Genomic DNA, 17035 nt, shown 5'->3' on the forward strand with positions numbered 1-17035 from the left:
AGCATGGGCATGCCACCATTCAGGGAAGGGCGGGGCGGTGTGCGGCGCAGGACCCTACCAGTTCACTTCTGCTCACTCAATGGTTAAGCATGCACACTACAGCGCAGGATGCTGTCCGAACATGCTTGTTACTGAACTGAATTACACAGCTTCACACAGCACTCAGGCTCCCCGACGCCGGGGCCGACGGCGCCGACCCCTTCCGACCGACCCGGCCGAGCCGACTCGTCAGGGCGTCCGGAACTCCGTGGTGAGCGCCGTCAACAGCGGTTCCAGGAAGCGCTGTTCGAGCCGGCCGGGGGGCAACTGGTCCGGCTCGACGTAGCTCTGGGCCAGGCCGCCCTCTCGGATCGCGATCAGCAGGCGGGCGAGTTCGTCAGCGTCCACGGTGAGGGTGCGGCCGGCCCGGGCCAGGTGGTCGGTGAGGGCGCGGGCGAGTTGGGCGCGCAGCCGGGCATCGTGCTGGGCGAGCACCCAGGCGGCCTGTCGGTCGCGGATGGCGTGCAGGGTGAACTCGGTGGTGACCAGGTACCAGTCGCGTTCGGCTGGTTCGATCTCGCAGAGCACGTCGGCCAGCGCCTGCACGGTGAGGCCCTCGGCGTCGATCGAGTCGACCAGTTCGGTCATCTGCCGGACGACCCGTTCGCTGTGGGCGTCGAACAGCGCGAGGAAGAGCTCCTCCTTGCTGCTGAAGTTGGAGTAGAACGCGCCACGGGTGTAGCCGGCCCGCTCACAGATCTGCTCGATGGCGGCGGCGCGGAACCCGTACTCGGCAAAGGTCTCCAGTGCTGCCTGGAGCAGGGCCGCGCGGGTGCGCGGGCGTCGTTTGGTCTCACCCTTGGGCATCGAAGGCGTCCCGGTTCACTCGAAAAACGCCAATCGGATGCATTGGCGTATCGGATACATCATTGTATCTTCTGGGGCCATGAGCATCCCCACGCCCTCGGGGGCCGGCACCCCGCTGCCCGCCTCACTCGCCGCCGTCGTCGGACCGCTGCCGGCCGGCGTCACCCTGCCGCTGCCGCCCGGCTTCGATTCGGTCGAGCAGGAACGCCACTACCGCAAGGAACAACTCGCTGCCGGATTCCGGCTGTTCGGCCGATTCGGCTTCTCCGAGGGGGTGGCCGGGCACATCACCGTGCGCGACCCCGAGCACCCCGACCGCTTCTGGGTGAACCCCTTCGGCATGCCGTTCAGCATGATCAAGGCCTCGGACCTGATCCTGGTCGACCACGAGGGCACCCTGCTGCACGGCAACCGGCCGGTGAACCGGGCCGCGTTCGTGATCCACTCCCAGGTGCACGCGGCCCGCCCGGACGCGATCGCGGCCGCCCACGCCCACTCGCTGCACGGGAAGGCCTTCTCCAGCCTCGGCATCCCGCTGGACCCGCTGACCCAGGACGCCTGCGCCTTCTTCGAGGACCACGGGCTGTACAGCGATTACCGCGGCGTGGTGAACGAGGTCGACGAGGGCAAGCGGATCGCGACCGCGCTCGGCGCCCACAAGGCGGTGATCCTGCAGAATCACGGACTGCTGACGGTCGGCCAGACGGTCGCCGAGGCGGTCTGGTGGTTCGTCACCATGGAGCGCTCCTGCCAGGCCCAGCTGCTCGCGATGGCGGCCGGCACCCCGAAACTCATCGACCGGGAGACCGCGCTGATCACCCGCGGCCAGGTCGGCAGCCACCTGGCCGGCTGGTTCCAGGCGCAGCCGCTGTTCGAGCAGATCAGCGCGAGCGACCCCGACCTGGTCGGCTGACCGGGTCAGCGCTGGGACGCCACGGATGAACCAGGAACCGCGGATCGCGGTCTTCGGCGCCGGCAGCATCGGCTGCCACCTCGGGGGCATGCTGGCAGCCGTCGCCGAGGTCACCCTGATCGGCCGGCCGGCCGCGATGGCGGCCGTCGAACGGGACGGGCTGACGCTGACCGGCCCCGGCGACGCCCGCCGCCGGGTACGGGAGCTGACCACGGCCACCGACGCGGCCGGCGCCGAGCGGGCCGACTACGTGCTGGTGACCGTCAAGTCCGCCGACACCCGGCTCGCCGCCCGCGAGCTGGCCGAACACCTGGCGCCCGGTGCGGTGGTGATCAGCTTCCAGAACGGCCTGCACAACGCCGAGGTGCTGCGGGCGGAGCTGCCGGGCCACCGGGTGCTCGCCGGGATGGTCCCGTACAACGTGGTGCGCAGCGGAACGGCCGCCGTCCACCAGGGCAGCGGCGGTGCGCTGATGGTCGAGGACGCCCCGGCGGCCCGCCCGTTCGCGGCGGCGGCCCGGGCCGGGGGGCTCAACCTGACGCTGCGCCCGGACATGCCGGCGGTGCAGGCCGCGAAGCTGCTGATGAACCTCAACAACGCGGTGAACGCGCTGTCCGGGCTGCCGCTGCGCGAGCAGCTCGGCGCCCGGGCGTACCGAGCCTGCCTGGCCCGGTGCCAGCGGGAGGCGCTGGCCGCCTTCCGGGCTGCGGGCATCGCGCCCGCCCGGCTCGGCCCGGTCCCGCCGCGCTGGACGCCCCTGGTGCTCGGGCTGCCCGACGCGCTGTTCCGCAGGCTGGCCGCCGCCGGCCTGCGGATCGACGCCCGGGCCCGCTCGTCCATGTGGGAGGACCTGCAGCGCGGCCGCCCGACCGAGATCGACTCGCTCCAGGGCGAGGTGATCGCGCTGGCCGGGCGGCACGGCCTGTCGGCCCCGGCCAACGCCCGGTTGGTCGCGCTGGTCCGCGAGGCCGAGCGGGCCGGTCCGGGCGGCGCGCGGCCGTGGTCGGGCCGGGAGCTGCTGGCCGAGCTCGGGGGCTGAGGCCCTACCGGCCGGGCAGCCGGGGCGCGACGTACTCGACGGTCTGCATCATGCCGAGGTCCTCGTGCTGCAGCTGGTGGCAGTGGGCGACCGTACGACCGGTGAAGTCCTCGTACTTGACCAGGAAGGTGACCTCGTCGCCGGGCTGGCCGCCGGCCAGCCCGATGGTGTCCTGCCAGACCGGCGGGTCGAGCCGTTCGCCGTTGCGGTGGGTGACCAGGACGTGGTTGGTGTGCAGGTGGAAGGGGTGGTTGAAGGCGGGCCTGGTCTCGTCGGTGCGGACGGTCCAGCGTTCGACGGTGTCGAGCGGCAGGGTGTGGTTGACGTAGCCGGGGTCGAACAGGCCGTACGCCGGGTCCCGGGTCTGGTCGCCGTCGGGGTCGGCCGCGGGCGTCGCCCGGGTGCCCAGCACGCGGTAGGCGCTGGGAAAGGACCCGCCGAAGACGCCCTGGTCGACGTGGAAGACCACCTCGCGGTCGGCGTCAGGGTCGGTGAGGTCGCCCTCGGCGAGGAAGGGCCTGCCGGGCGGCAGCGCGGTCGGCAGCCCCATCGGCGGTTCGACGGGCTCCCCCGCCACCTCGACCGTCAGCAGCGGCTTCGACACCCCGTCGGCCCGCAGCTCGTAGGTGCCGGGTTCGCCGCCCCGGACCAGGACGTCGGCGCGGTTGCCCATGGCCAGGCTCACCGTGTCGGTGGCGACCACGGCCGGGAAGGTCACGCCGTCCTGCGCGATCTGGTGGAAGGTGAGGGACTTCCCGTCGCCGGCGAGCCGCAGCCCCAGCGCGGTGAACGCGGTCGCGGCCACCAGCCGCCAGCGCTGCACCTCGCCCGGGCGCAGCGCGATGGTGGGGTTGACCTCGCCGTTGACGGTGAGCGTGGCCGGAACGGCGGCCAGCGCGTTGCCCGAGGTGAAGTCGGGGACCTTGCCGTCCTTGAGTCTGAGCTCGTTGACGCAGACGACGAGGTCGGCGGCCGCCTTGATCTCGGGCACCTCGTCGACGTCGCCCTCGACGATCAGGACCCCGGCCATCCCGCCGACGACCTGTACGGCGGTGGCCCCGTGCAGGTGCGGGTGGTACCAGTAGGTGCCGGCCGGGTGGTCGGCCGGGATGTCGATGGTGGTCACGTACTGCGGCTCCGGGGCGCCGGCGTCGACCTCGTCGGCCGTACGCGGCGCGAAGGCGCGCAGGACGTTGTCGGCGTCCCCGGACGGGGAGACGTGCAGGCCGTGGGTGTGCAGGTTGAAGCTGTTGGGGTCGTGCGGCCGGTTGTGGTCGCCGTCGTAGGGCTGGTTCGGCGGTAGGCCGTTGACCTGGGTCAGCCGCAGGGTGTCCCCGCCGCGCAGCCGCAGGGTCGGCCCCGGGATCGCCCCGTTGTAGGTGCGGGTGGTGACCGGCCCGTAGCCGGGGACGGAGAGGTCCGTGAAGCGCACGTCAAGCGTCTGCTCGAGCACCTCGGACGCCCGGCCGGGCGCCGCTCGCGGGGTCCGTACGTCGACGGGCTGCGGGAACGGCGGTCGCGTCCTGGCCGTCGCCGCGACCGCGCGTCGGTGCTCGAGGATTCCGCACGAGGCCCCCATGAGGACCGCTGCGGGGATCGCCTTGAGCACCGATCGACGGCTGATTCCGACATTTTCGCTCATGTCCGGGCAATCTAAATCACATGGGCAAGCCCCTCCGGAAGGCACACCGCACCGGCAGGAGACGGCCCGTCACTTGAGTTCACGCTTGAGGATCTTGCCGGTGGCCGTCATCGGCAGCTGCTCGACGATCTCCACGATGCGCGGGTACTTGTGACCGGCCATCTGCTCCCGGCCCCAGGCGATCAGCTCCTCGGGGGTGGCCTCGGCGCCGGGCTTCAGGATGACGAAGGCCTTGACCTCCTCGCCGTAACGGTCCTGGGGCACGCCGACGACGGCGGTCAGGCTGATCGCGGGGTGGGTCATCAGCACCTCCTCGATCTCGCGCGGGTACACGTTGAAGCCGCCCCGGATGATCATGTCCTTGACCCGGTCGACGATGTAGTAGAAGCCGTCCTCGTCCCTCCGGGCCAGGTCACCGGTGCGGAACCAGCCGTCCCTGATCGCCTCACCGGTGGCCTCGGGCCGGTTGTAGTAGCCCTTCATCACGCCGTGGCCCTTGACCGCGAGTTCACCGACCGCGCCGGTGCCGGTGACCTCCGACCAGTCGGCGTTGATCAGCTTGACCGCCACGCCCCAGACCGGGGCGCCGACCGAGCCGGGGCGCGGCTCGCGGTCCGGATCGGAGAAGGTCACCACCGGCGAGGTCTCGGAGAGGCCGTAGCCCTCCAGGATCCGGACGTGGAGCCGCTCCTTGACCTGGCTGATGATCTCCACCGGCAGCGGGGCGCCGCCGGAGATCCCGATCCGCAGGTTGCGGGCGATCCGCTCCACGTCGACGGCGTCGGTGAGGGCACCCAGCAGGCCCCACCACATGGTCGGGACACCGGCGAAGAAGGTGATCTCCTCGGTGCTCATCAGCCGCACGACCTGCTCCGCGTCGAAGCGCGGCATCAGGTGGAGGGTGGCCGCCGTCGAGAAGCCGGTGTGCATCTGGATGGTGGCGCCGAAGGTGTGGAACAGCGGCAGGCACAGGACGTGGCTGTCGGTGGCCGGTGCGCTCCGGAACATCCGGTTGCACGCCATCACGTTCATCATCGTGTTGGCGTGGGAGAGTTCGGCGCCCTTGGGCTGGCCGGTGGTGCCCGAGGTGTAGAGGATCACGGCGGTGTCGGTCGCCTCGGTGGCGACCGGGTCGAAGACCGGGGGCTTCCCGGCGAGCGCCGCGCCCAGGGTCTCGGCGCCCCTGATCGGCGAGGGCGCGGCCGGATCGGCGGTGATCAGGAAGAAGTCCTCGCAGGTGTCGACCTCGTTCCACGCCTTCCAGCCCTCCTCACCGACGGCCAGGCCCGGCGTCCCCTTGTGGCAGAAGTAGGCCTTCACCTCGGCGTCGCGCAGGTGGTAGGCCACCTCCCGGGACTTGAGCAGGATGTTGAGCGGGACGACCACCGCGCCGGTCTTGAGGATGCCGTAGTAGACGATCGGGAACTGCGGCACGTTCGGACAGCTCAGCGCCACCCGGTCGCCGGGCCGGATCCCCCGTTCCACCAGCAGGTTGGCGACCTGGTTCGCGGCCGCTTCGACCTCGGCATAGGTGAGCCGCGTCGAACCGAGGACCAGGGCCTCGCGGTTCTGGTACGTGCGGGCGGAATCCTCAAGCAGGACCGACAGGTTCAGCATGGTGCCTTCCGAAGGTGTGGATCCGGTCCCGGCCGCGGGGGTGGCGCTCCTGCGGCCCGGCCCGGGGCGGGCGGGGGTCACACGTCGATGGACTCGCGTCATCATCGCCGCCCGGGTGAACCACGACCAGTGCCCGGCCGGAGATCGCGCCCGCACGAACTCCGCCCCAGCTGCCGCGCCTCGCGTCCGCTAGCGCGTCGGCGTGAAGTCCGGGAGGCGCTCCAGGCTCTCGGCGACGGCGGCGAAGCCGTAGTCGAGCATCCGCCGCTCGTACTCCTCGACAGCGGAAGGGAGTTCGGCCTCGCCCCGCTGGACGGCGGCGAGCGAGCGGGTGAGCAGCGCGGCGTCACGCAGGGCCGTGTTGGCGCCCTGGCCGCCGCTCGGCGGCATCGGGTGGATCGCGTCCCCGAGCAGGGTGACCCCGCGGATGCCGTCCCAGTGCGGTCGGGTTTGGCGTAACGGACCGTCAGGGGCGAGCTGTTGACGACATCGGCGCCGCGTACCAGGTCGACGAGGTCGGGGTGCCAGCCGTCCAGCAGGGCGAGCAGTTCACCGCGAACGGCCTCCCAGCCCTCCGGCTCGACCGCGGCGGGGCCGGGGAGCATCACCACCCAGCGCAAGTAGCTCCCGGTGTCGGGGAGTCGGACGTCGGGCGCGAGCTCGGCGGCCGCGCGCCGCGGCGGCCGGCGGAACTCCATCCGGCCGAGCAGCATGCTCACGCCGGAACCGTGCACGACGGTGCCGAAGCCCGGCACCAGCGCGGCGAACCGCTCGGTGAGCGGGGTGCGCCCGAGGACGGCGTTGCCGGGGACGGTGACCACCTCGGCCGCGGGCAGCAGCCGGCGGCGCACCGCCGAGCCCACGCCGTCCGCGCCCACCAGCAGGTCGCCGACGGCGCTGCCGCCGTCGCCGAGGTGTGCCTCGACCGTCCCGTCCGCCCGTTCCTCGTAGCCGACCACCGGCTTGCCGAACTCGACGCGGTCGCCGAGCCCGGCCAGCAGCAGCTGGCGCAGCACGTGCCGGTCGGTGGCGACCCCCTCGTCCACCGCCCCGAGCCTGCGGAGCTCCCGGAGCCGCTGGTCGAGCACCAGCCGCTCCCCCGCCATCGGCCCGGTGACGGCCTCCAGCAGCGTGTGCAGCCGCTCCGGCAGGCAGGCGCGCAGGGCGGCCAGGCCGTGCTCGTTCAGGGCGATCCGGAAGCCCTGGTAGCGGCTGTGCGGGTCGTCCTCCCGTTCGAGGACGCGTACGTCGACGCCGGCCCCCAGCAGCCCGTGCGCGAGGCAGAGCCCGCCGATCCCGGCTCCGGCCACCAATGCCTTCATCCTTGCCTCTCCCCCTGCTCGGTAGGCGTCCAGTCTTTCGCGCCCGCCTGACCGCGGGTCAGTGATCTTTGTGGCCGGAACCACGTGACAACTGTCACCGCCGTCACCGCCAGCGGCCACCGGTCCGGCCCGGCGACAAGGCCCCCGGCTGTGCGAAAGTCGGATCATGTACTACGCGATACGCCGGATGACCGGCGCGGAGCACCGGGAACTGCGCTCGATCAAGCTGGAGGCGCTGCTCGACTCGCCTAAGGCCTTCAGCTCCTCCTACGACGACACCCTCGCCCTCCCCGACGACGCCTGGCAGCAGCGGGCCGCCGTCGAGGCCACCGCCGCGGAGTGCGCCACCTTCGTCGCCGTCGACGAGGCCGGGGACTGGGTCGGGACCGCCGGAGTCGAGCCGCTCCCGGACATCCCCAACCACGTCCACGTCCACTCGGTCTACGTCTCCCCCGAGTACCGCGGCCCCGCCGGCCCGGCCGCCGAGCTGATGCGCGAGTGCATCCGCCACGCCCGGGAGCACACCGACGTCCGCTGGTTGACACTGGGCGTGCACGAGGACAACCGGCGGGCGCTGGCCTTCTACCGCAGGCTCGGCTTCACGGACACCGGCAAGACCGTCCCCTACCGCCTCAACCCCTCCGAGCGGCTGTTCATCCTGGGCTACCCGGACTTCCGGGCCCCGGACCGGGCCTGACGTCGAACGCGCCCGTCAGGCGGCCAGCAGGCGGCGCCAGCGCGGCAGTTCGGTGCCGCAGCAGGTCAGCGCGAGCAGGCCGACGAGCACCGCCGCCCAGGTCGGGAACAGCAGCCAGGCGGCGGTCACGGCGCCGGCGAGTTCGGCGAGCACCATCACGATGGTGACCCAGCCGGGCACCGCGATGACCGTGCCCGACTTGTCGCCCGGGGTCTGCAGGACGGCCGGGACGCCGATCAGCAGGACGTCCACACCGATCGCCAGCAGGATCGAGTGCGGCCAGAGCGCGATCGGCAGCCCGATCCAGCCGACCAGTTCCAGACCGGCTCTGAGCGCGGTGGCGTACTTGGGCTCGGTGTACCGCTCATCCATCGTCATCCCCCGTCGACGCGTGCCGGGGAAGCGTAGCGCGCGCACGCGCCCGTGCCCATGGAGCGGAGCAGCTTGTCCACCGCTGCTCCGCTCCGCGGGCCCCGGCCTACAGGTGACGGGCCAGCGCCTCGTGCACCCGCCGCCAGGCGTCGGCCGTCGCGTCGGCGTCGTGGTCCTCCGGGCGGTCGGCCGCGAAGCCGTGCCGGGCGCCCGGGTACGTGACCAGCTCGTGCTCGACCTTCGCCTCGGTCAACCGCCGCTCGGCCTCCTGCCACTCCTCCTGCGGGAGGATGTGGTCCAGCTCGCCGCAGAAGCCCAGCAGGTGCACGCCGTTGGCGGCGATCCGCTCGGCCGTCTCCAGCGGCGGCACCGGACCGACCAGTGGAAAACCGGAGTTGAGCAGCCAGCCCGGGTAGAACACCGCTGCCAGCTCGAAGCGCAGCTCGGTGGCCGCGCGCACGGCGATGTGCCCGCCCATGCTCGTCCCGAGGAACGCCACCCCGTGCCCGTCGGCCATGCCCCGGGCCGCGGCCAGCGCCTCGGCGGCGTCGGCGACCAGTTCGTCGCGGTCCAGGGCGCGCATCAGCACCAGACCAGCTTCGCGCTCCTCGGCGCTGTACCCGAGCTCGGTGCGGCGGGCGTTGCGCCAGTAGAAGTCCGGCGCCACCGCCACGTAGCCGAGGCCCGCCAACTCGGCGCAGACGCCCCGGAGATACGCGTTGACCCCGTACAGCTCGGAGCAGACCACCACCGCGCCGCGCGCCTCGCCCGCCGGGCGGTGCACATACGCCTCGATCCCGCCGGGCGTGCCCAGCTCCTGCCACTGACCCGTCATCAAAAACCCCCGTGGATAGGCCGGAACGTGCCGCTGCGCATCGTAGTGCCATCCGTCGGGCCCGCCGGAGTCCGGTGGCCGGGGCGTCCCCGGCCCACGGGCTCCCCCCGGCTCCCCAAGTCCCCACGTCCTCAAGTCCCCTGACAAGGACTTGGTATGACCACGGCAAAGGCTTCCCCCCGCCGTGTCCGACATCTGGACCGGCCGGCGGCCGAGCTGGTGAGGTGTCGGCGCTCAAACAATGCACGGACAAACCTCCCACACCCTCACACTCGGGAGCAGACGCATGCGCAAGCCGTTCAAGGCCGCCGCCCACACCCTCACCGCGCTGGCCCTGGCCGCTTTCGGCACCACCACGCTGGCCACCGGAGCCTCGGCGCAACCCGCCCCGGCCGCAGCCCACTACGGGCTCAAGCCGCTCCACCCCGGCACCGCCCAGCGGTCGGCCGCGACCACCAACAACACCCTGTCGGTGCGCTCCAGCGCCACCCAGGGCGTGGTGTCCCCCACCCCGAAGGTGTACCTGGTCTTCTGGGGCTCGCAGTGGTCATCCGACCCGGCCGGGGTCGCCCCGGACATGCAGAACATGTTCAAGGGCCTCTACGGCAGCCAGGACACCTGGGGCACCATCCTCAACCAGTACTGCGAGGGCGTCGCCAGGGGCACCACCACCTGCGGCACCAAGGGCGTCCACGTCCAGCACCCGGCCTCCTCCCCGCTGGCCGGCGTCTGGTTCGACAACTCCGCCGCCGCGCCCGCCAGCGCGACCGCCACCCAGATCGCCGCCGAGGCCGGCAAGGCCGCCGCCCACTTCGGCAACACCACCCAGGCGCCCAACCTCAACGCCCAGTACGTGGTCGTCTCCGCCACCGGCACCCACCCGGACGGCTTCCCCAACTCCGGCTTCTGCGCCTGGCACGACAAGACCAGCAGCTCCTACGGCACCCTGGCCTACACCAACCTGCCGTACATCCCCGACAACGGCGCCGGTGCCTGCACCACCTTCACCGACGGCCGCCTGCTCTCCGGCATCGAGTCCACCGAGACCCACGAGTACGCCGAGACCGTCACCGACTTCTGGCCCAGCATCGGCTGGAACGGCGGCGGCGGCGAGATCGGCGACGAGTGCCAGAACCTCGACGCCTACGTCACCCTGAGCACCGGCACCTTCGACCTCCAGGGCCTGTGGTCCAACAGCGCCAACAAGTGCGTCACGCACGGCTGATCGGGTCGAGCTGAAGCGCGGGTCCGAGCGGATCGGGCCCGCGCTTCCGTCGTCCCCGGGGCCGAGCGGCGGCGGGTACGGCGGCGATCGGGAGACGCGGCCGCACCCGGCCCGGCTCATTCGGCCTTGAGGTGCGCCAGCGCGGTGATGATGCGGTCGGCGATGTCCGGCGGCCACGGGAAGGCGACCGTCACGGCCCGCTGGTGCGCCAGCCCGTGCAGGCCCAGCCACAGTGCGACCGCGTCCGCGGACACGTCGAAGCTGACGGCCAAGCCGGCGGTGACGCAGTCGTCCAGCGCCTCGGAGATCAGGCCCAGACACGCGTCGCCGAGGGTCTCCATGTCGTCTGCCGTCACGGAGGTGCCCTGCAGTGCGGGCATCCAGAGGCCGCCGAACATGGTGCGGTAGCGCTCGGGATGGTCCTGGGCGAACCCCAGGTAGGCGTGGCAGAGGGCGACCAGGCGCCGCCGGGGGTCCTCGCCGGCGGCGTCCACGGAGGCGCGCAGCTGCGCCTCCAGTTGGTCGAACGCCTGCTTCACCACGGCCAGCATGATGGCCGGTTGATCCGGGAAGTGGCGGTAGATCGAGGGCGCGGCGATCCCGACGCGGCGGGCGACGGACCGCAGCGTGATGGCACCTTCGTTGCCGGTCTCGTCCAGCAGTTCCACCGCTGCGGTCACGATCTCCTCGCGCAGCCTGGCGCCTTCCCCACGGCGGTTGCGGGGGCGGGTCGGTGTCGTGGTCGGCTCGTCGTCCATGCCGTGAACTTACATTCGAGAACTTACGGGCACAAGGCTCTTGTGCGCCGTAGAGTTACGGCTGTAACTTTACGGACGTAGCCGCAACCTTCCGAAACGGAGTACGTCATGAACTGCACCGCCGTCACCCACGCCACCGAGGTCGTCCTGCCGGGCGCCGTCGACGTCAGCGGCCTGCAGCTCCGCACCCGCGAACTCCCGCTCCCCGCCGCGGGCCAGGTCGTGCTGCGGATGGACGCGACCGGCGTGTCCTTCGCCGAGCAGCAGATGCGCCGCGGCAAGTACTACGACCAGCCGCCCTTCCCCTTCGTGCCTGGGTACGACGTGGTCGGCACGGTGGTCACCGTCGGCCCGGGGGTGGACGCCGCGCTGATCGGACGCCGCTTCGCCGCCGTCACCAAGACCGGAGCGTGGGCCAGCCTCCTGCTGCTCGACGCCGCGGACCTGGTGGCCGTGCCCGACGGCGTGACGGCGGCCGCCGCCGAGACCCTGGTGGTCAACGGGGTCACGGCCTGGCAGATGCTGCACCGGATCGCCGCGGTGCCCGATGGCGGGACGATCGTGGTGCTCGGCGCCAACGGCGGCGTCGGGTCCACGCTCGTGCAGCTGGCCCGGCACGCCGGGATCACGGTGATCGGCACGGCGTCGGCCCGGCACCACGACACGGTGCGCGAGCTCGGCGCGACCCCGGTCGACTACCGCGACCCGGACGTGTACCGGCGGATCCGGGAGCTCGCGCCGCACGGCGTGGACGCGGTGTTCGACCACGTCGGCGGCGCCGGGCTGAAGGATTCGTGGCGACTCCTGCGCAACCGCGGGGTGCTGGTGTCCTACGGCACCGCCGCCACGAAGGACGAGGACGGCAACTCACGGCTCCCGGTGCTGAAGCTGTTCGCCTGGCTGGCGCTGTGGAACACGCTGCCCAACGGCAGGGCCGCGCACTTCTACAACTTCTGGGCGGGCAAGCGCCGCCGCCCGGACGTCTTCCGCGCCCGACTGCGCGAGGACCTCACCCGGGTGCTGACGCTGCTGGCCGACGGCGTGCTCACCGCACAGGTCGCCGCCGAGTTCCCGCTCAACGACGCCGCCGCGGCGCTCGCGCTGGCCGAATCCCGCACCGTCGCGGGCAAGGTCGTCATCGTCCCGTAGCCGCGCGACGGCCCTCTGCCGCCCACGGCGCGCGGCACGGCTGAGGATGCGGCGGCCGGTGCACCGTGCGTACCTGGTCTCCGAACGGGTTGGAGCGATCGGCGGAGGAACCGATGGGCTTGCCGCTTTCCGCCGGCCACGTGCTGGTGCGCCTCCACGACGGCGCGCGCGAGGTCGCGGAGGCCGTCCTCGACCTGCTCGAAGGCGTCTTCCCGACCCACACCGGACGCGGGCTCACCCGGATCGGCAACGTGTGGGACTCGCCCCCCACCCTTACCCCGGAGGGCATCTGGACGGTGGCCGAGTCGCGGCCCGACGGCGTTTCGGCGATCCCCGTGCCGGGCCCTGCGGTGAGCGCCTCGCAGGCCTTCGACGTGCACAGCCTCACGCCGCTGGAGGGCCGGACCGTACTGCCGGGCGAGATCACCGCGGAGCTGCTCGGCACCCCCGCGGACGTCGAGGCGATGCTGCGCACGATCGGCGACCTCTGCTCGGCGTGCGAGGAGGGCCGGGAGCGGCAGGGGCCGCAGCTGGCGGTACGGCTGCGGCTCGGGCATGCCGTCGCCGAACCCGGGTAGCCACGCGCCCTTGCGGAGCCGGCCGACGGTGACCGGGGTCCGGCGCCACGGGGTCCGGCGGCGTCAGGCCGGTCCCGCTTCCTCCGAGGGGTCCCGCCAGCCGGGTGCCTCCCGGTCCTCCAGCTGCCGGCGCAGCCGGGACAGGGTGGTGGCGAGCATGCGGGAGACCTGCATCTGGGAGACACCGACCCGCCGGGCGATCTGGGACTGGGTCCAGCCGTCCCAGAAACGCAGTTTGAGGACGGTCTGCTCGCGTGGCGGCAGTTCGGCGAGCAGCGGGCGGACGGCGGTGCGGAACTCGGCGAGTTCGATGCCGGGGTCGCAGTGGCCGAGCCGGTCCAGCATCGCGCTGCCGGTCTCGTCGGTGTCGCCCTCCCGTAGTGCGTCCAGGGAATCGGATCGGTAGACCTGGCCGGCGACCAGTCCCTCCGTGACCTGTTCGAGGGTGATGTGGAGGTCCTCCGCGATCTCCTCCGGGTGCGGGAGGCGGCCGAGTCGCTGCTCCAGGCGGTCCGAACCGCGGGCGACGGTCAGGTGCAGTTCCTGCATGCTGCGGGGCACCCGAACGGGCCAGGAGGTGTCCCGGAAGAAGCGCTTGACCTCCCCGGCGATGGTGGGGACGGCGTAGGTGACGAACTCGACGCCGCGGCCGGGGTCGTAGCCGTCGACGGCCTTGATCAGGCCGATCGTGCCGGCCTGGAGGATGTCCTCCATGTCCTCGGCGCGGTGCCGGAAGCGGGCCGCGATGAAGCGGACCAGCGGCATGTTGAGTTCGATGATCGTGCCGCGCACGTAGCTGTAGGCGTGGGTCTCGCGGACCAGACCGCCCAGGCGCTGGAAGAGCGCGTCGCTGAGTTCGCGTGCCTCCGCCTTGCCCATCACCCGCAGCTCCGCGGCGCTGGGGCGGGGCGGGAGGTCGGACGGCTGGCGGGGCGGTGCGGCCGCCTCCCGGTCGGCGAGGTGGACTCTGCTGGGAGGGGTGGTCACGTGCTTCTCCTGCCCGTGCGGGCGGCACCCGGGGGGGAGGGTGCGGGAGCGGTCGGCCGGTACACCGGCCGCCCTGTGGTGTACCTACCCGCCAGGGGCCCGCGGACACCGGGGGCTCAGCCCTCCGGGAGTCGCAGCTCGCACCAGACGGTCTTGCCGGGCCCCAGCGGTCGCCAGCCCCAGCGCAGGGCGAGCCGGTCGAGCAGGTACAGGCCGAGGCCCCCGCGTTCGTCGGGGCCGTGCGGGGGCCTGGGCAGCGGCGGCCTCGGGCTGGAGTCGCTGACCTCGATCCGCACCCGTCCGGGGCCTCTGACCAGCAACAGGGCGCCGGGTTCGCCGGCGTGGCGGAGGGCGTTGCCGACGAGTTCGGAGACCACCAGGACGGCGTCGGCGACCACGAACGGGTCCGGCACCCCGGCCAGGAAGTCGGCGGTGAAGGCGCGCGCCTCGGCGGCGACTCCGGCCCGTGCCGAGAGCGGCAGCCACCGTGCCCAGGGCAGGGTCGGGGGCGGTCCCGTGGTGGGGAACCGTGCCCCGGCCGTGGTCGTGCGCATCCCTCGCTCCCTGGTCTCCATGCTCGCCGTGCGGTCGGTGAGCGGTGCGGTCGGTGAGCGGTGCGGTCCGTGAGCTGTACGGACCGTGAGCGGTGCGATCCATGAGCGCGGTGCCGTCTGTCACCTCGGCGGCATCGTCGGGGATCCCTTCCGTCCCTCCGTCCCGCTGTCGGCCCTCGCTAAGTCGCGCCTACCCGAGCCGCCCGGTCCGACACGCCGGGCGGTCACCCGGTCTGGACGGCGATCAGACAGGTGTCGTCGTCGGTGTCGGCGGGGCTGAGTTCCAGGAGCCGGTCGAGGTAGCCCTCCAGGTCCGGGCCGGGGGCGCCGGCGTCGCGGATCAGCTGGTCGACGGACTCCTCGACCGGGCGGTCCCGGCGTTCGACCAGGCCGTCGGTGTACAGCAGCAGGACGTCCTCGGGGGCCAGCCGGGCGGTGCGTTCCTCGTACTGGGCGTCGTCCAGGGCGCCGAGCAGAATGCCGTGCGGCAGCGCCAGCACCTCGGCGCCGTCCGGGCCGAGCCGGATCGGCGGCAGGTGCCCGGCCCGGGCCCAGCGCAGCGCGCCGCCGACCGGGTCCAGCAGGACGCAGACGGCGGTGGCGGTGACCTGGCCGGGCTCGCGCAGGGCCACCGTGTTCGCCCACTCCAGCAGCCGCGCCGGGCCCGCCCCGGTGACGGCGAGGCCGCGCAGGGCGTGCCGCAGCGCCACCATCCCGGTGGCCGCCTCGACACCGTGGCCGGCCACGTCGCCGACGGCCAGCAGCACCCGTTTGTCGGGCAGCGGCAGCACGTCGTACCAGTCGCCGCCGACCCGGTCGCGCTGGGCGGCCGGGCGGTAGCGCACGGCCGCGTGCAGGCCGGTGACGCCCAGCGGCGGCGGCGCGGCGGGCAGGATGGCCTGCTGGAGCCGCAGCGCCAGCTGGGCGCGCTCGGCCGACTCCTGCTCGCTGTCGGCCAGGCGGGCCCGGGTGGCGCCGAGCGCGACCTCGGTCCAGTGCTGGGCGGAGACGTCGTGGTAGGCGCCGCGGATCGCGGTGAGCCGGCCCGCGCTGTCGAGGACCGGTTCCGCGATCACCCGGGTGTGCCGCAGGGTGCCGTCCGGGCGGGCCAGCCGGAAGACCGCGGAGGAGGCCCGGTGCCCGTGCCGGACGGTGCTCACCAGGCGCCGTACGGCGGGGACGTCGTCCTGGTGGGCGTGCGCGACGAGCCCGGCCAGCGGCACGGGCGGGGTGCCGGGCGGCAGGCCGAACAGCTCGTACAGGCCGGCGCTCCACAGGATCCGGTGGCTCTGCGGGAACTCCTCGAAACCGGCGACCCTGGCCAGCCGCTGGGCGTGGCCGAGGAGAGCGGTCTGTTCGGCCTCGTCGGCCCGATCGGTCTCCAGCCGCCACCCGAGCAGCAGCCGGTCGCCCAGCGGGGCGGCGGCGAGCAGGACGGTGGCGGGCAGGGCGCGTTCGCCCTCGCGGAAGACCAGCCGCATGCGTTCGGCGGGCAGCGGCGAGCCGGTCCGGTGCACCCGCACCAGCTGTTCGAGCAGACCGCCGCCGACCGCGGCCGGGTAACTCTCCAGCAGCGAGCCGCCCTCCAACGCCTCCGGGGGGCGGCCGAGCGGGTCCTCGAAGCGCGCGGCCGCCCGGACCACCGTGAAGTCGACCACCTGCCCGTCCCGCAGCACCGGTTCCAGCAGGAGCGCGGGGGTGAGCAGCCCGTCCAGGAGGTCGGCGGCGGCCTCGGGTGCGGCCGGGGCCGGCGGGGTGCCCAGCAGGGTCGCGCAGAGGTCGGCGAGGGCGTACAGCTGGCGGCGCTGGGAGGGACCGAGCGGGGCGGCGGGGGCGGCTTGCAGGACCTCCAGCGCGCCGCGCCGACGGCCGCCGTCGAGCAGCGGGAGGACGGCCCGGTCCGCTCCGGCGCCGATCGACGGCGCCTCCGCCCCCGGGTCGCCCGGCCACAGGTCCGCACCGCCCGCGACGACCCGCTGGGCCGGGGTCGGGACACCCGGCGGCACCCTGCTCCACGCGGCCGCGTCGTCCGCGGACAGGCCGGCGTGCGCGGCCAGCGCCAGGGCGCCCCCGGGCAGCCGTTGCCACACGGCCACGGACCGGACGCCGAGCACCTCCCCCGTCTGCTCCAGGACGGCGTCGACGGCCTGCTGCAGGTCGGGCAGGGCGGCCAGGGCGGGTGTCACGGCGGTCCCGGAGCACGGCGCCCCGGCGAGCGGCTGGACGGTGTCGTCGGGGAGGGCGACGAGGTCGGCGGCCAGGGCCACCACCGGGACGCCCGCGTCCCGGGCGAGTCGGCCGAGGCGGGCGGCGGCCTCGGCGGGGACCACCCCCAGGCGTTCGGCGAGGATGCCGGTGGCGAGGTCGACGGTGGAGCGCGCCCGGGCCTCCGCCCGCATCCGCTCGGCGTCCCGCTGGAGTCGGCGGACGGTCGCCGCGAGGGCGCGGGCGGTGCCGTCCGACGGCTCGTCCGCGCCGGTCATGAGGGGTCCAGCCGGTCG

Annotated in this window: 15 protein-coding genes and 4 pseudogenes; 7 read left to right on the forward strand and 12 right to left on the reverse strand. The window is 73.2% G+C overall.

The window, feature by feature from the left end:
* Positions 1–228: 228 nt before the first annotated feature.
* Positions 229–846, reverse strand: coding sequence for a TetR/AcrR family transcriptional regulator (locus ACGF12_RS13220; RefSeq protein ID WP_393028399.1), 618 nt, complete (start codon positions 844–846; stop codon positions 229–231).
* 79 nt (positions 847–925) lie between these two features.
* Here ACGF12_RS13220 and ACGF12_RS13225 point away from each other — a divergent pair, with 79 nt between their 5' ends.
* Both ACGF12_RS13225 and ACGF12_RS13230 read left to right on the forward strand, forming a co-directional pair.
* On the forward strand, positions 926–1759 hold the full coding sequence (locus tag ACGF12_RS13225; RefSeq protein WP_393028400.1) for a class II aldolase/adducin family protein: 834 nt from the start codon (positions 926–928) through the stop codon (positions 1757–1759).
* Between the two features lie 25 nt (positions 1760–1784).
* Positions 1785–2798: a 2-dehydropantoate 2-reductase gene (locus tag ACGF12_RS13230; RefSeq protein WP_393028401.1), complete on the forward strand. Its 1014-nt coding sequence runs from the start codon at positions 1785–1787 to the stop codon at positions 2796–2798.
* A gap of 4 nt (positions 2799–2802) precedes the next feature.
* Here the strand turns inward: ACGF12_RS13230 and ACGF12_RS13235 are convergent, their stop codons facing one another.
* The 4 genes and pseudogenes from ACGF12_RS13235 to ACGF12_RS13250 form a co-directional block, all read right to left on the reverse strand.
* Positions 2803–4251 (reverse strand): multicopper oxidase family protein, encoded by a 1449-nt coding sequence (locus ACGF12_RS13235; protein WP_393028402.1) that lies wholly within the window; start codon positions 4249–4251, stop codon positions 2803–2805.
* 258 nt (positions 4252–4509) lie between these two features.
* The gene (locus tag ACGF12_RS13240) at positions 4510–6057 is read right to left on the reverse strand and encodes a long-chain fatty acid--CoA ligase (protein ID WP_393028403.1); all 1548 of its coding nucleotides are present in this window, start codon (positions 6055–6057) and stop codon (positions 4510–4512) included.
* 189 nt (positions 6058–6246) lie between these two features.
* Positions 6247–6447, reverse strand: coding sequence for an FAD-dependent oxidoreductase (locus ACGF12_RS13245; RefSeq protein WP_393028464.1), 201 nt, complete (start codon positions 6445–6447; stop codon positions 6247–6249).
* Positions 6448–6905: 458 nt separating this feature from the next.
* Positions 6906–7547: pseudogene (locus ACGF12_RS13250) on the reverse strand (FAD-dependent oxidoreductase); the annotation flags it as partial.
* Between ACGF12_RS13250 and ACGF12_RS13255 the strand changes: the two are divergent.
* Positions 7546–8076: a GNAT family N-acetyltransferase gene (locus ACGF12_RS13255; protein WP_393028404.1), complete on the forward strand. Its 531-nt coding sequence runs from the start codon at positions 7546–7548 to the stop codon at positions 8074–8076. The pseudogene ACGF12_RS13250 and the gene ACGF12_RS13255 overlap by 2 nt on opposite strands.
* A 15-nt stretch (positions 8077–8091) precedes the next feature.
* On the opposite strand, the gene ACGF12_RS13260 is transcribed toward ACGF12_RS13255, so the two are convergent.
* Positions 8092–8448, reverse strand: coding sequence for a hypothetical protein (locus ACGF12_RS13260; protein WP_393028405.1), 357 nt, complete (start codon positions 8446–8448; stop codon positions 8092–8094).
* A 106-nt stretch (positions 8449–8554) separates the two neighbouring features.
* Positions 8555–9283, reverse strand: coding sequence for a dienelactone hydrolase family protein (locus tag ACGF12_RS13265; RefSeq protein WP_393028406.1), 729 nt, complete (start codon positions 9281–9283; stop codon positions 8555–8557).
* 286 nt (positions 9284–9569) lie between these two features.
* Here ACGF12_RS13265 and ACGF12_RS13270 point away from each other — a divergent pair, with 286 nt between their 5' ends.
* Positions 9570–10508: a hypothetical protein gene (locus tag ACGF12_RS13270; protein ID WP_393028407.1), complete on the forward strand. Its 939-nt coding sequence runs from the start codon at positions 9570–9572 to the stop codon at positions 10506–10508.
* A 116-nt stretch (positions 10509–10624) separates the two neighbouring features.
* On the opposite strand, the gene ACGF12_RS13275 is transcribed toward ACGF12_RS13270, so the two are convergent.
* Complete coding sequence (locus tag ACGF12_RS13275) at positions 10625–11266, reverse strand: TetR/AcrR family transcriptional regulator (RefSeq protein ID WP_393028408.1); 642 nt, start codon at positions 11264–11266, stop codon at positions 10625–10627.
* A 108-nt stretch (positions 11267–11374) separates the two neighbouring features.
* Between ACGF12_RS13275 and ACGF12_RS13280 the strand changes: the two are divergent.
* Positions 11375–11713 (forward strand): annotated as a pseudogene (locus tag ACGF12_RS13280) (alcohol dehydrogenase catalytic domain-containing protein); the annotation flags it as partial.
* 77 nt (positions 11714–11790) lie between these two features.
* On the opposite strand, the pseudogene ACGF12_RS13285 reads toward ACGF12_RS13280, so the two are convergent.
* Positions 11791–11862 (reverse strand): annotated as a pseudogene (locus tag ACGF12_RS13285) (hypothetical protein); the annotation flags it as partial.
* Between ACGF12_RS13285 and ACGF12_RS13290 the strand changes: the two are divergent.
* Together ACGF12_RS13290 and ACGF12_RS13295 are read left to right on the forward strand one after the other, a co-directional pair.
* A pseudogene (locus ACGF12_RS13290) lies at positions 11837–12415 on the forward strand (zinc-binding dehydrogenase); the annotation flags it as partial. The pseudogenes ACGF12_RS13285 and ACGF12_RS13290 overlap by 26 nt on opposite strands.
* A 119-nt stretch (positions 12416–12534) precedes the next feature.
* Positions 12535–12993 carry a hypothetical protein gene (locus ACGF12_RS13295; RefSeq protein WP_393028409.1) on the forward strand — a complete coding sequence of 153 codons (459 nt, stop codon included), beginning with the start codon at positions 12535–12537 and terminating at the stop codon, positions 12991–12993.
* Between the two features lie 63 nt (positions 12994–13056).
* Here ACGF12_RS13295 and ACGF12_RS13300 read toward each other — a convergent pair whose 3' ends face one another.
* The 3 genes from ACGF12_RS13300 to ACGF12_RS13310 form a co-directional block, all read right to left on the reverse strand.
* Positions 13057–13980, reverse strand: a complete 924-nt coding sequence (locus ACGF12_RS13300) for a SigB/SigF/SigG family RNA polymerase sigma factor (protein ID WP_393028410.1) — start codon at positions 13978–13980, stop codon at positions 13057–13059.
* A gap of 116 nt (positions 13981–14096) precedes the next feature.
* On the reverse strand, positions 14097–14534 hold the full coding sequence (locus ACGF12_RS13305; protein WP_393028411.1) for an ATP-binding protein: 438 nt from the start codon (positions 14532–14534) through the stop codon (positions 14097–14099).
* A gap of 224 nt (positions 14535–14758) precedes the next feature.
* Positions 14759–17017 (reverse strand): SpoIIE family protein phosphatase, encoded by a 2259-nt coding sequence (locus tag ACGF12_RS13310; RefSeq protein WP_393028412.1) that lies wholly within the window; start codon positions 17015–17017, stop codon positions 14759–14761.
* Between the last annotated feature and the right edge of the window lie 18 nt (positions 17018–17035).

This window comes from Kitasatospora sp. NPDC048296, from assembly GCF_043201815.1.
Lineage (GTDB): Bacteria > Actinomycetota > Actinomycetes > Streptomycetales > Streptomycetaceae > Kitasatospora.

Bases quoted from the DNA above. Each gene is read 5' to 3' on its own strand.
- ACGF12_RS13220 (WP_393028399.1), bottom strand. From the start codon at position 846: ATGCCCAAGGGTGAGACCAAACGACGCCCGCGCACCCGCGCGGCCCTG.
- ACGF12_RS13225 (WP_393028400.1), top strand. From the start codon at position 926: ATGAGCATCCCCACGCCCTCGGGGGCCGGCACCCCGCTGCCCGCCTCA.
- ACGF12_RS13230 (WP_393028401.1), top strand. From the start codon at position 1,785: ATGAACCAGGAACCGCGGATCGCGGTCTTCGGCGCCGGCAGCATCGGC.
- ACGF12_RS13240 (WP_393028403.1), bottom strand. From the start codon at position 6,057: ATGCTGAACCTGTCGGTCCTGCTTGAGGATTCCGCCCGCACGTACCAG.
- ACGF12_RS13245 (WP_393028464.1), bottom strand. From the start codon at position 6,447: ATGCCGCCGAGCGGCGGCCAGGGCGCCAACACGGCCCTGCGTGACGCC.
- ACGF12_RS13255 (WP_393028404.1), top strand. From the start codon at position 7,546: ATGTACTACGCGATACGCCGGATGACCGGCGCGGAGCACCGGGAACTG.
- ACGF12_RS13260 (WP_393028405.1), bottom strand. From the start codon at position 8,448: ATGGATGAGCGGTACACCGAGCCCAAGTACGCCACCGCGCTCAGAGCC.
- ACGF12_RS13265 (WP_393028406.1), bottom strand. From the start codon at position 9,283: ATGACGGGTCAGTGGCAGGAGCTGGGCACGCCCGGCGGGATCGAGGCG.
- ACGF12_RS13270 (WP_393028407.1), top strand. From the start codon at position 9,570: ATGCGCAAGCCGTTCAAGGCCGCCGCCCACACCCTCACCGCGCTGGCC.
- ACGF12_RS13275 (WP_393028408.1), bottom strand. From the start codon at position 11,266: ATGGACGACGAGCCGACCACGACACCGACCCGCCCCCGCAACCGCCGT.
- ACGF12_RS13305 (WP_393028411.1), bottom strand. From the start codon at position 14,534: ATGCGCACGACCACGGCCGGGGCACGGTTCCCCACCACGGGACCGCCC.
- ACGF12_RS13310 (WP_393028412.1), bottom strand. From the start codon at position 17,017: ATGACCGGCGCGGACGAGCCGTCGGACGGCACCGCCCGCGCCCTCGCG.